The sequence below is a fragment of the Paenibacillus rhizoplanae genome, from assembly GCF_042684125.1.
GTDB lineage: Bacteria > Bacillota > Bacilli > Paenibacillales > Paenibacillaceae > Paenibacillus_AQ > Paenibacillus_AQ rhizoplanae.
Genome location: NZ_JBHUKY010000016.1, coordinates 17,776 through 30,633 on the forward strand (window position 1 = coordinate 17,776; position 12,858 = coordinate 30,633).

Annotated in this window: 8 protein-coding genes; 3 read left to right on the plus strand and 5 right to left on the minus strand. The window is 54.0% G+C overall.

Annotated elements, in window-relative coordinates; genetic code table 11:
* The first annotated feature begins 51 nt into the window (after positions 1-51).
* Positions 52-1,560, plus strand: coding sequence for an FAD-dependent oxidoreductase (locus tag ACFSX3_RS06225; RefSeq protein WP_379312728.1), 1,509 nt, complete (start codon positions 52-54; stop codon positions 1,558-1,560).
* Here the strand turns inward: ACFSX3_RS06225 and ACFSX3_RS06230 are convergent.
* The 5 genes from ACFSX3_RS06230 to ACFSX3_RS06250 form a co-directional block, all read right to left on the minus strand.
* Complete coding sequence (locus ACFSX3_RS06230) at positions 1,547-2,377, minus strand: helix-turn-helix domain-containing protein (protein ID WP_209993788.1); 831 nt, start codon at positions 2,375-2,377, stop codon at positions 1,547-1,549. The genes ACFSX3_RS06225 and ACFSX3_RS06230 overlap by 14 nt on opposite strands.
* The gene (locus ACFSX3_RS06235; protein WP_209993789.1) at positions 2,374-4,005 is read right to left on the minus strand and encodes a response regulator; all 1,632 of its coding nucleotides are present in this window, start codon (positions 4,003-4,005) and stop codon (positions 2,374-2,376) included. The genes ACFSX3_RS06230 and ACFSX3_RS06235 overlap by 4 nt, the downstream gene beginning before the upstream one ends.
* Positions 3,992-5,749 (minus strand): cache domain-containing sensor histidine kinase, encoded by a 1,758-nt coding sequence (locus tag ACFSX3_RS06240; protein ID WP_209993790.1) that lies wholly within the window; start codon positions 5,747-5,749, stop codon positions 3,992-3,994. Before ACFSX3_RS06240 ends, ACFSX3_RS06235 begins: the two co-directional genes overlap by 14 nt.
* 267 nt (positions 5,750-6,016) lie before the next feature.
* Complete coding sequence (locus ACFSX3_RS06245; protein ID WP_209993791.1) at positions 6,017-7,624, minus strand: ATP-binding protein; 1,608 nt, start codon at positions 7,622-7,624, stop codon at positions 6,017-6,019.
* A 149-nt stretch (positions 7,625-7,773) separates the two neighbouring features.
* Positions 7,774-9,177 (minus strand): helix-turn-helix domain-containing protein, encoded by a 1,404-nt coding sequence (locus tag ACFSX3_RS06250; protein ID WP_209993792.1) that lies wholly within the window; start codon positions 9,175-9,177, stop codon positions 7,774-7,776.
* A 278-nt stretch (positions 9,178-9,455) separates the two neighbouring features.
* Here ACFSX3_RS06250 and ACFSX3_RS06255 point away from each other — a divergent pair, with 278 nt between their 5' ends.
* Together ACFSX3_RS06255 and ACFSX3_RS06260 are read left to right on the plus strand one after the other, a co-directional pair.
* Positions 9,456-9,983, plus strand: coding sequence for a hypothetical protein (locus ACFSX3_RS06255; protein ID WP_209993793.1), 528 nt, complete (start codon positions 9,456-9,458; stop codon positions 9,981-9,983).
* 210 nt (positions 9,984-10,193) lie between these two features.
* Complete coding sequence (locus ACFSX3_RS06260) at positions 10,194-12,791, plus strand: beta-L-arabinofuranosidase domain-containing protein (protein WP_209993794.1); 2,598 nt, start codon at positions 10,194-10,196, stop codon at positions 12,789-12,791.
* Positions 12,792-12,858: the final 67 nt, after the last annotated feature.

The window sequence follows — 12,858 nt, forward strand, 5'->3', positions numbered from 1 at the left end:
TTATAATCATTTTTGCAGGCAAAATCGTTACCAAGGAGGAAGATGAGCCGGATGAAACAGTATGATCTTGTCATATACGGCGGAACGGCTGCAGGCATTACAGCGGCTGTCCAGGCAACTATCATGGGGAAAAGTGCGGTAGTTATCGAGCAGAGCCGGAGGATCGGCGGCATGACCACCGGAGGGCTGGGGGATACGGATGTGGGAATGAAAGAGGCAGTCGGCGGCCTGTCTCTGGAATTCTATCAGCGGATTGCGCAGAAATATGCGCAGGACGGGGCGTGCTGGCTGTTCGAGCCCAAGGTTGCGCTTGAGGTGCTGCAGGACTGGGTGGCGGAGCATCATCTTGAAGTCGTCTGCGGGGAAAGGCTGGAGCTTAAGAATGGGGTAACCCGGCAAGGCGCAAGAATCACCTCCATTACTATGGAATCCGGGAAGGTCTATCACGGTAAAATGTTCATTGACGCCTCTTACGAGGGAGACCTGATGGGCCATTGCGGCGTGTCCTATGTGGTCGGACGGGAGCCGAACGCACAATACGGGGAGACGTTAAACGGCATTCAGCCCGGACCTGAACTGAACGAACTCCCTCCGGGAATTGACCCCTATGTCATTAAAGGAGTGCCTTCGAGCGGACTACTCCCGCGTGTAAATGCAGACCGCGGCGGCAATGCCGGCGAGGGGGACCGTAAGCTGCAAGCCTATAACTTCCGCATGTGTCTGACAGACAATCCCGACAACCGGATGATGATCGGCAAGCCTGAGGGCTATAACGAAGCCGATTATGAGATTCTGTTCCGGGCCATTGAGCAGGGGCAGCGCTCACGCTTCTTCAAATTGAACCGGGTCACTGCGGATAAGACTGATTCCAATAACAACAGCGGCATTTCTACAGATTACAACGGAATGAACCACAGCTATCCGGAGGCGGAATATGCGGCGCGGGAAAAGATATGGGAGGCCCACCGTATCTACCAGCAGGGGTATGTCTGGACGATCCAGAACCATCCGCGGGTGCCGGAGGAGATCCGGGAAGCCTACAAGCCGTGGGGCCTGCCGCTCGATGAGTTCGGGGACAGCGGCCACTGGCCTTCCCAGCTCTACATCAGGGAGTCCCGCAGAATGACCGGAGATTATGTGGTGACAGAGCATGATGTAAGGCGGGACAACCCGGTGCCGGATTCGGCCGGAATGGGCTCCTTCGCCATGGACTCGCATCATACGCAATACTATGTGAACGAGGACGGACATGTGAGCACAGAAGGCGGATTCTATATCCGGTTGGCCGAGCCTTATCCGATCAGCTACCGGGCAATGGTGCCTAAGCGGAGCGAATGCACTAACCTGATCGTACCGGTCTGCGTGTCGGCCACTCATGCGGCCTACGGCTCCATCCGGATGGAGCCGGTCTTCATGATTCTGGGACAATCAGCGGCAACCGCTGCCGTGCTGGCACTTGAAGCGGACGGCATTGTTCAGGATGTTGAGTATGGGAAGCTGCAAGCCTTACTCCTTGCGTCCAATCAGGTGCTGTACACCACCGGACTCACCTGGGATTGAACCGGAAGCCGAAGCTGCGCCGGTACTCTCCCGGGGGAGCGCCATAACGTTCCCGGAACATCCGGCTGAAATGGGCGTAGCTCTGGAAGCCCGCTTTGTCGGCAACCTGCTCCAGTGACAGTGTGCTGTAGAGCACCTGCTGCTCGGCAGACTTCAGCCTGACATCAATGCAGTAGGCGAACGGCGATTGGCCAAAAGCGGCTTTGAACAGGGAGGAAGCGCGGGAGATGCTTAACCCGGCGGAGGCGGAGATCTGCTCCAGGCTGAGCGGTTCATGGGCATGATTGTCAATGAATTGCTTCAGCTTACAGGCGGTCTCCGCCCCTTTGGTGCGCCGCCTGGCCTGAATCACCTGCTGCAGCGTCAGGCAGAACGTTCTAAACAGATAATCCAGCAGCTCCTCCTGATGCTCCATCACTTTCTTCTTCTCGCCGGCAATATGCTTCCATAAGGTAATGACCGTATCGTCGAAGCCGATATTCGTCCGGGCCGGCAGCCCGCGGTCCTGCCACCAGGAGTCCAGCCACTCCCCGCTGCCGATCAGGAAATAATCCGAGGCGGGCTGAACTCCCCCAGAGCCTGGAGCGCTGCGGGGCTGTACAATCAGCTCATACGGCTGATCCGGAGCATAGATCAGCAGATCCCCGGGGATGATGGTCTCGTACTTTCCTTGCACCATAGCGTGGCAGGTCCCTTCCATCTGAAGTCTGAAGAGATAGAAGGATAGCCCCTCTTGATACTGAACGGAGTGTGGCTGCGTGTGTGAGAAATAATTGGCATAAAGAACGCTGCAACGTTGCGGATCAGATGCTGTCAATGGTAGGGCTCCTCCTGGCGGTCCGGGTGGTACCCCGCCCTGAACTCCGACGGTGTCTGGCCGGTAATCTTCTTGAACATCTCGCTGAAGTATCTGCGCTCCTCATACCCCACAGCGAAGGCCACCTCCTGCACCTGCGCCCCTTCCACCAACAGCAGCTTGGCCCGGTGAATGCGCGCTGCGGTGATATACTGGGTAACGGTCACTCCGTTCACCTTCTTGAACAGGCTGGAGAAGTAGCTGGTGCTGAGATGAACATGCGCCGCGCATTCACCGACCGTGATATCCTCGGATAAGCGGCCCTTGATATACTCTACCGCTTCATAAATCACCTTCTGGCCTTCAGACAGGCTATTGCGGCGCACCAGGGCGGCCCCCTCTGTACACAGGTCCAGCAGCAGCCGCTGGAGGGTAGCCAGCGGCAGTCCCGCTGTTCCCTGCACCGCCCGAAACCGCTGGATCAGCGGCTGAATCTCTCCGTACGGAACCAGCTCATAGAAGGTGCGGATCGCTGATGCGGCCAGCTCCTCATACAGAACGAGCAGATAATCGGGATTATGCCCGGAGCTCAGGCTCTGCAGCGTTTCTGAGATCGCTGAGAGGATCGCGCCTGTCCGGCTGACATTGCCGGAGCGCAGCGCCAGCAGCAGCTCGTCCTTGTACTCCAGCGCCAGCGGCTCCTGGCTTCCGTTCTGGTGAACATCATCATACATAATGGCCGCGTTGCCTCCGGTGAACAGATGGTGGGCCAGCGCCCGGTGCGCCTGGCGGTAGGAATCCGGCAGCTCGCTGGTCTCCTCCACCCGGCCTCCTACCCCGGCAGATACCGTGAACTTGGTATACCGTTCAATGTTCTTGCAGCAGCGTTCGGCAATCTCCACTGCACTGGCCGGACCACAGTCATTCATCACCGCAAGATAGCGGTTATGTTTGGCCCGGAACACCACGCATCGCGTATGCTCGGCAATGGTCTCCTGGGTGATATTCAGCAGGGAGAAGCGGATCAGCTCCACCTCGCGGATCGACAGCTCTGCCGCCCGCTCCTGAAAGTGATCGATTTCAAGCAGCATCACCACGAACCCCAGCGGATTCAGATCGATATTCAGGAATTCCCAGCGCGCCTTCGCCTGCTCCCACGGCGTTCTGTGACTGACCAGCAGGGCGAAATATTCCTGCCGGAGCACCGGCAGACTCTCCCGCAGCTTGTTCTCCATCTCCCGGAGGGTATGCTGTCTGGAACGCTCCTCCATAATCTCCGACTTCGCCCGCAGCACCGCCTTCATGATCTCCTCTTCTGTAAAAGGCTTAACCACGAAGTCGAATGCGCCGAGTTGTACCGCCTGCTGCGCATATTCGAAGTCGGCATACCCGCTGACCAGAATAATTTTGCAGTCCCGGTGGTGTTCCAGTACGGCACGCAGCATGGCCAGCCCGTCCATCCTTGGCATACGGATATCCGTAATGACCAGATCCGGATGCAGCTTCGCGATCAGGTCCAGCCCATCCTCACCGTTGGCCGCGGTCCCTGCCACCCGGATGCCGTGCTCCGCCCAGTTCATGCAGGTCAGGCCTTCCACCACGCTTTTAATATCATCAATGATACAGAGGGTTACCTTATGATCGTCCATCCTGATGCTCCTCCCGTTTGGGTAAAGATATACTAACCGCCGTCCCCCGGCCAGGATCGCTGTCCACCCGTAATGCAGCACTGTCCCCATAGTAGAGCTGCAGCCTGCGGATCAGATTGGATACGGCATAGCCCTTCTCCGATTCCCGCCGGAACAATGCACGGACCGCCTCCTCGTCCATACCAGTTCCATTGTCGCTGACCTTGATACACCAGCGTGCTCCCTCATCGAAGACTTCGAGCTCAATTATCCCCCCGCTCTCCCGGTTGCGGAAGCCATGCAGAATACTATTCTCCACCAGCGGCTGCAGCAGAATGCGCGGAATCGGGAGGGTAACCAGCGCTTCATCCTCGACATAAATCTCATAACGGAACAGCCCTTCATAGCAGCTGCATTGCAGTTCCAGATACATGCGGACATGCTCCAGTTCCTTAGACAGCGTAGTGATCTCCTGCCCCTTGTTCAGCCCGAGCTGGAACAGCCGGGACAGCGACATGACCATGCTCTGCGACTGCTTCACTTGCTTCAGATTCAGCTTCCAGTAGATCGTATTCAGCGTATTGTACAGGAAATGAGGGTCCATCTGCGCCGACAAGGCCTTGATCTCTGCCGAGCGCTTATTGGTCTGCGCCTGTGTGACCTCTCCGATCAGCACTACGATCTGCTCCAGCATCTGGTTGAACCGCATCCCGACCTGGGCCAGCTCGTCTCCGCCCCCGCTCTCGAATCTTGCCGTCAGATCATTGCTCTCCACCCGCTTCATCACCTTCATCAGACCTTGCAGCGGACGCAGCAGATAACGGGTAAAAGCTCCTGATACCATCATGGTAACAGTGAAGGCGACGAGGGCGACCACCACGAGCAGCCATTTCACATAGATCATATCCTTCAGCACGCCGGCCTTGGACTGAATCGTGATCATCGTCCAATCGGCGATGCCCAGATGCGCATAGTTCAGCAGATACGATTCCCCGCCCAGCTTAAAAGTATTGCTGAGATCGCGGCTGCTGCTGATCATGCCGGTCAGATCACGGCCCTCCACCGCCTGCAGGACGAGCGGGTCCTTCATAGAATAGACGGGACTGCCTGCCGCGTTCAGCAGGAAGCTGCGCGCCCCGCCGCCGGTGTCCCCGCTCACCAGCTTGCGGAAGCCGTCTTCACGGATGTTGACGATAATATAGACCCCGCGGACCGCTGTATCAAATATAGGTTCCAGAATCAGTGAAATAACCCGTTCCTTCCCGGAGAAGAGCATGTCCTCATGGCCTTCAACCCATGTATTCTTCTTCTCCTGTTCGATCCGCTCATATAGTAAGGTATCCTTGAACTCCGTCAGACGGTTCCGGTTCATCGAGGAAGGGTAGAACTCCCCGATCGGCGTGGACACATAGATCGAATGGATCAACGGCTCGGCAATCCGCGCCTGTGAGAAAACGTTATCAAGATCATTCAGGTGAGTATAATACCGGCCCGTGTCCCCGGTGACGACATCCCTCATCATATCGTGAAAGGGCTGGCTGATCATGAAGGTCATCATAATCAGCATCAGCTTGTTCAGCTTCTCATCAATAATCTGTGCCGATTTGACAACGTTATCCTGGGTAAGCTGCAGCGCATTCTTCTCCAGAACCGCTGCCGAGATGGAATACGACAGCCCCCCGGTCATCAGCACGGAGAGGAGGATCACGGCCAGGAATGCGGTTTTTAATTTACTGCGGAATGATTGCTTCCGGAAATAGCTCAAGTTCTTCACACCTTCCTGTGTGCAGATGCCTGCTCTTCGATTATGTCACCTGAACGTTCAGTCCGACAATACGCAGCGGATGAAAAAGTGAATTCACCGTATGCGCAGCATGGTTCTACCGTATGTACAGGGCAACCCGCCGCCTCCCTCTCCGCCTGCACCAAATAGCCTGTTTGAATTCCGGCAGGCACCGGCTTCAAACAGGCTATATTAAGTATGGCTATGAATATCTCACTGGTTGCAGAACACCAGGAGGAGTATGCGCCATCAGGACTCCGGCTTACTGTGCTTCAGCAAAGCCAATATGTTATTGAGCAGATGCACCTTGCGGATGGGCTTGATAATGATGGAGGCAAACTGTGCTTTGGTCTCCTCGTCCAGATTCGTCCCCAGGGGAGCAAGCAGAATGACGGGAAGCTTCCTGCCCGGAGCAAGCTGGCGCATATGCTTGGCAAGCTCTGTGGCTTCTGTCCCGGCAATATCCTTGTCCATAAGGATTAGATCATAATCGTTATTGGCCGCCAGAAACTCCAGTGCCTCCCCGGCAGTCCGGGCAGAAGACACTGCCACACTCCAGTCCTCAAGTACCGAAGAGATGACCTGCAGACTGGTCTGATTATCATCCACAACCAGAATCTTAATGGACTCAAGCACATCCTTCTCGAAGGGAATCGAGGGCAGGCTTGTATACTTCTCAAGGTACAGCGTGACTTCCAGCTTCGTCCCTGTCCCTTCCTGGCTCTCCGCAGAGATCTCTCCCCCCATCAGCTCCACCAGTTGTCTGCAGATGGCCAGCCCCAGTCCGGTACCTCCGTAATGATGCAGCTCGCTGCTCTGGTGAACCTGGGTATATTTGTTGAACAGCAGCTTCAGCTTGTCCTGCGCTATACCTATACCGGAATCCGTAACCGTGATCCTAATCCCTATTTCTTCACGGTGAACAGGCAAGGATTTCAGCTCGATCAGGATTTCCCCGGCGTGGGTGAACTTCAGGGCGTTGCTTACGATATTCATGATAATCTGGCGAATCTTGGGAGCATCCCCCAGAACATACAGGGGAATCTCCGAATCCACATTCAGAATAACCTCCAGATTTTTCTCAAAAGCCTTGGTGGAGAACAGATAGACGCTCTCTTCCAGTGCGGTGATAATGTCGAACGGTTCTTTTTCAATCAACAGCTTGCCTGCTTCCATCTTGCTGAAATCCAGAACATCGTTCAGGAATTGCAGCAGCTTGGAATTACTCGATTCAATGATCTCCATGTAATACTGCTGCTGCTCGTTCATATCAGTCGTCATCATCAGATCCGTCATGCCGATAATGCCGTTCATAGGGGTGCGGATTTCATGGCTGAGCATGGCGAACAGTTCCATTTTCGATTGGCTCCGCTGTTCCACATCTTCAAGCTTATTTTCCAAATTCATAATATAGGTGAAAAAATAAGCCATAGCGCTTAAAATGTCCAGTTCTTCCTTCGTATACCGCCCGGCAGCAGGGTCCATCAGGCAGATCGTCCCAAGCGATTCGCCATCCTCAGTGTGCAGAGGAACGCCAATGAATGAATGCACTCCCTGTGTGTGTATGAAGTCAAGTGCAGGAGACGCGGGCTGTTTATGCGTATCAGAGACCAGTAACGGCTTATTGTCATTCAGAATAATCAGACTGCAAATAGGATCAAGAAACGCAGATCGATCCGTATCCGGCCCCGTCAGTTCTTCCCGGTTGAATATCCGCAGCAGGGGATCTGAGCTTACACCATGCACCGAAATCAGAATCGTGTTTGACTTGAAAAGTTGGCTTAGCAGCTCTATCATCCGGTCTGCGGCATCCTCTATATTGCGAATCGCCGAACTGCCGGTATCGTTCATCTCCATCGTCGTTCCAGAACCCCATTTCCAAAACCTAAATATGTTACCATAAACTTGACTGGTCCTTATCATAACAGAAAAAACACAGTAACAACCTGCAAAATTCACAAAAATAGGCTGAGGAAGGAATTGGATGGGATGAAAAAGATACTTCGTTACTCCCGCAGGGATTCTGTGGTCCGCTTCGCTCCGGTGTGGGCCAGCTGGACTTTATTGATCAGACGCTTATACCACTCCTGGTCCTCCGCTGAAACGTTCGGCCGGAACTGCTCGAATAATCTTACACAGCGGATCACACAGGCTATGCTGCCAAGTGCGGCGGAAGCCTCCAGGCTCCCGAAGATATAATGTATTCCCTGCTCTATCTTCTCAGCCTTGAAAGAATACACCGCCAGCTCATGGAGCAGTACCGGATATTGATCCGGCGTCTCCCAGCCGGAAGCCCCTTCGGCTTGCCCGAAGGCCACTCCCTCCGGCGTAAGCAGCGGCTGGAAGCGGCTGATAAGCTCATCCACCTCCCAGCCATACCGGTTAGCTGCTTGAACCGCCTTAAGCAACCCGTCCAGCCGCTCCAGCTCGGGGGTGCCGATAGCTTCCATAACCTCAGGAAGGACTTCAAGTTCACCGCACATGAGCCGGTACAGACACGCATAGACTATACCAAGTCTGCTGAACTGCTCTTTGATCTGCTGAACCTCTTCGGATTCCTCGACAATCCAGCTCATTTCAGAGTACAAGCCCACAAATTCCAGCGCCCGCTCATATTCACCGGATTCCTCGCATACCTTGGACTGCAGCCAGTAAGCATACATTATATAGAAGCAAAGAGGTCTGGGCGCCTGCCTCAGCTCCTTCTTCTTTCTGGTTTTGTAATATCTGATTTCGTACTGGATAGATGTCTTATGATACAGCCTCTCTGCAAGTAATCTGGCCTTCTCCCAGTGCTGTAAAGTAATATAGATATCCGCCAGCTGCCGCAGCGCCTCTAGCTGCTCTATTTCCTCCAGACGCTCCACGAAATACTCAAACCGTGTCGCCGCGCGGAAATCCGCCTCCGGGCTCTGGCCGATCCGGATCGTGAACAGCCGGTACTGGCACAGGGCCAGCCGCTCCGAATGCTGATATTTCTCACTGTCGGCTACCCCTTCATACAGCAGAGCCGCTGCCTGAAGCTTGCCTTGCCCGTAGAATTCCTCCGCCGTATCGAACAGCAGCGGGGCATAAGTAATATTGTCCATAATAATTTGAACCACCTGCCGGATACACTCCAGCTTGTCCAGCTCCGCACAGCGGTGCAGGAAGGGTCCCAGCCGCCGCCAGTCGGGCGCGGAATGAACGACACATTCATCTATATATAGCTCATAAAATGCTCCGTCAGGAAGCCCCATTCCGGCGGTAATCCGGTCCAGCTGCTGCATGGCAATAGGACGGTTGCCATTAATAATGCTGCTGAGCGTTCCCGAATTGACACCGGATATTCCTGCGAACTGATTGATCGTCTGGCCCTCTTTTCTAAGAAAAGCAGCCAGTTCTGTTTGAATTGTAGTATGTTGTTGCAAACCAATACCGCCCCTCAAGAACCAGATATTCTAGTAAAAATCCAGATATTCCTATATCATAAATCCCTTAATTAGGCAGGTCAATCCGGTTTGAACGGTTCAAAAGAGGTTGACAAAGACGGAATATTTGTTATATATACCCAGTTAAAAAATCTTTTGCAACATTTCTGCTGAACCAACGTTTATTAGGGTATAAACAAGTTTGAGAATATGCCGGCAGGGTAAATAAGTAGTGTAGACTCAAGCCGTGTAAGATTACGCCAAGGGGGAAATTCATAATGTTAAAAAACAAAAACGTCTACCTGCTTCCTGTACTGGTCCTGTTGTTTCTTTCCCTCGTGACTACGGCAAGCACAACTATAAAAACTGCAGATGCCAAAAGCGATAGTCCAACCCAGCATCTGACGGTGTATATACATTCCATAGAGACCCGGAACGGTAAGACGACCCTCACCGGAGATGAGATCGAATGGTATCAAGGCGCAGCAGCCGATGCTGTCTTCGCCCAGCGGGAGCCGGAATCCGCAGCCGAAATCGGCGGTGCCCCGGACGGTTACTATATCGTGAATGACAGCGACTCGCTGAACACTTATACGGTAGCTCCGGATGCCAAGGTCACCATGCAGATTTATGACCGCACCGGCAAGCTTGAAGAATTAGATATTAACTGGAACGAATCGCTCACTTTGGAGAAGTTCATTCATGAATTCGCCAAGACGGATGTATTCGATCTAAGCGGTTCGCCTTATCACCTCACGATCAAGGATGGCCAGATTGTATCGATCGTGCAGCAGTACACTCCATAAGAAGCTCCTGCCTTAATCCCTTCCCTACCAAGCCACAGCCTGTTGCCCAGCAGCGGTTGTGGCTTTTTTGCATCTCCCCCCACCAATCTAACCTTTTCACACATATTCGATCCTATCACTATTTACCCCCAAGACCTTTATCTATAAGCTTAAATATAGGATATTCACCACCCTTCACCCTACAGAATTCATAGAAATGAGGATACAAAAATGACAATTACACCCCCACAGCCCCTTACGATCCCGATTCAGGGTAAGCCCTTGTACGAGGAATACCGCATGGACCAGGTCCGTGTGTCCGATCCGTATATCGCAAACGCCTTTGCCAAGGAGATCGATTATCTGACCAGCTATGATCCAGACCGCCTGCTGGCGGGCTTCCGCGAGAACCGGGGACTGCCGAAGCGTGCCGACAAATATCCCGGCTGGGAGAGCACGGAGATCCGCGGGCACACACTGGGCCACTATCTGTCGGCGCTGTCCCAAGCCTATGCCTGTACACGGGATGACGGGCTGGCGCTCAGGCTGAACTATCTTCTGGAAGAGCTGGCCCTGTGCCAGCATGAGAGCGGTTACCTCTCCGCGTTCGGGGAACGCCTTTTCGATAATGTGGAGAACAAGCAGCCAGCCTGGGTCCCCTGGTATACGATGCACAAAATCATCGCCGGACTCACCGCGTCCTATTCTGCCACCGGCAGCACAACGGCCTATGCCCTGGTGGATAAGCTCGGTGACTGGGTATACCGCCGCACGGCCTCCTGGTCTGAAGAGGTCCATCAGCGTGTATTATCGGTTGAATACGGCGGGATGAATGACTGCCTGTACGAGCTGTATAGAGTCACCGGGAAAGAAGGCCACTTAAGCGCCGCACATAGCTTTGACGAGCTGACGCTGTTCACTCCAGTCCATGAGGGCAAGGATATTCTCAAGGGCAAGCACGCCAATACTACGATTCCGAAATTCCTCGGTGCGCTGAACCGTTACCGGACGCTCGGGGAGAACGAAGTCTTTTATCTGGAAGCGGCGGTGCAGTTCTGGGAGATGGTTGTCCATCATCACAGCTACATCACCGGAGGGAACAGCGAATGGGAGCACTTCGGTGATCCGGATATGCTGGACCGGGAACGCTCCAACTTCACAGCGGAGACCTGCAACACCTACAATATGCTCAAGCTGACCCGCGAGCTGTTCAAAATCACGGGGGATACCCGTTACGCCGACTTTTACGAGAACACCTATCTGAATGCCATCGTGTCGTCACAGCACCCGCATACCGGGATGACGATGTATTTCCAGCCTATGGCGACCGGGTATTTCAAGGTGTACAGCTCGCCGTTCGAGCATTTCTGGTGCTGTACGGGAACCGGCATGGAGAGCTTCACCAAGCTGAATGACAGCCTGTATTTCCATGATGCGGCCAGCATTGTGGTCAACCAGTACTTCAGCTCTACTCTGGACTCTGCCGCGCACGGCCTGATGCTGATCCAGTCGGCCAACTTGCCTTATAGCGATACTGTAGAGTTCAAAATTTCAGTGATGCAGCCCCAGGCTCAGTCCACCACGCTGAAGCTTCGTCTGCCGGATTGGCTGGCCGGAGAACCTGAGCTTCTATTGAACGGGCAGCCTGTGAACTCAGCGGTCAGCGGAGGTTACCTCTTGACGGACAGAGTATGGGAAGACGGCGACATGCTTCAACTCAAGCTTCCGATGAAGCTGACGCACTTCAGCCTGCCGGATGCCCGCCAGGTGGTCGCGTTCAAGTATGGACCGGTGGTGCTGAGTGCCGCGCTGGGCCAGAGCGATCTGTCTGTATCGGCTACAGGGGTTGCTGTCAGTGTGCCGACCCGTAATATGTTGGTGAAGGACTTCATCACGACGGTGAATGAGAGCCCGCAGGAGTGGCTGGAGCAGCTTGCGGACCGTACAGTCCGGCTGGAGCAAGACGAACTGGCTTTTGCACTGCGGGGAACGGATGAGGATCAGCGGCTGGTCTTCACTCCGCATTATAAGCAGCATAATGAGCGTTACGGCATCTACTGGCGTCTGGTGGAGGCCGATTCGGCTGAACTGCAGAAGCATATTTTACAAGGAAAAATCCGGCAGCGTGTGCAGGACGCTACCCTGGACAGCCTGCCTGTCGGCAATGACCAGTACGAGCTGGAGCATAGCATTGAGGGAGAGAATACCTCTGTTGCTACTTGGGACGGGTATAACATCCGCAAAGCGGAGAATGGCGGCTGGTTCAGCTACCGGATGAAGGTGGCACCGCGCACAGATAACTACCTCTCGGTCACTTATTTCTCAGGAAATAATGGTAAGAAAATAGCGATTTATGTAGACGGGGAACAGATTGCGAGCGAAGTGCTGCATACGGATGAAGCCCGCAGCTTCTACGAGCGGAGTTATCTGATTCCTGCTGAAGCGGTTGGCGGGAAGACTGAGGTGGAGGTCAAATTCGTGGTTCCAGAGAAGGACAACGGCATCTTCGACCTGCTGCGCATGATGACCGGTTATGATCACAATGCCGGACTGCGCCAGCTCGCCTTCAGTGAAGGAACGCTGTCTACCTCCTTCAGCAGCGGCATAACCACGTATAGCCTGAGCGTTCCGCAAGCCGCATCCCAGGTACAACTGAATGTTACACCACACCATCACAATGCCCTGGTCTATGCAGACGGAATTCTGATTGAGGATTCACTCCCGCGCGAGATCAAGCTGCCGCACAGCCGCACTGAGGTGAATCTCACGGTTAAGGCGGAGGATCATGTTACGGTGCAGGAATATAAGCTTCAGATTGTGAAAGAATAACAATTGGCATAATGCAAATCACTGTTCCACACAAGGGTTATCTCGGATGCAGCTTCTGCTGTATTCA

What these genes read in the sequence shown, in the direction of transcription:
- ACFSX3_RS06225 (WP_379312728.1), top strand. Translation starts at nt 52, where the DNA reads ATGAAACAGTATGATCTTGTCATATACGGCGGAACGGCTGCAGGCATT.
- ACFSX3_RS06235 (WP_209993789.1), bottom strand. Translation starts at nt 4,005, where the DNA reads ATGGACGATCATAAGGTAACCCTCTGTATCATTGATGATATTAAAAGC.
- ACFSX3_RS06245 (WP_209993791.1), bottom strand. Translation starts at nt 7,624, where the DNA reads ATGGAGATGAACGATACCGGCAGTTCGGCGATTCGCAATATAGAGGAT.
- ACFSX3_RS06255 (WP_209993793.1), top strand. Translation starts at nt 9,456, where the DNA reads ATGTTAAAAAACAAAAACGTCTACCTGCTTCCTGTACTGGTCCTGTTG.
- ACFSX3_RS06260 (WP_209993794.1), top strand. Translation starts at nt 10,194, where the DNA reads ATGACAATTACACCCCCACAGCCCCTTACGATCCCGATTCAGGGTAAG.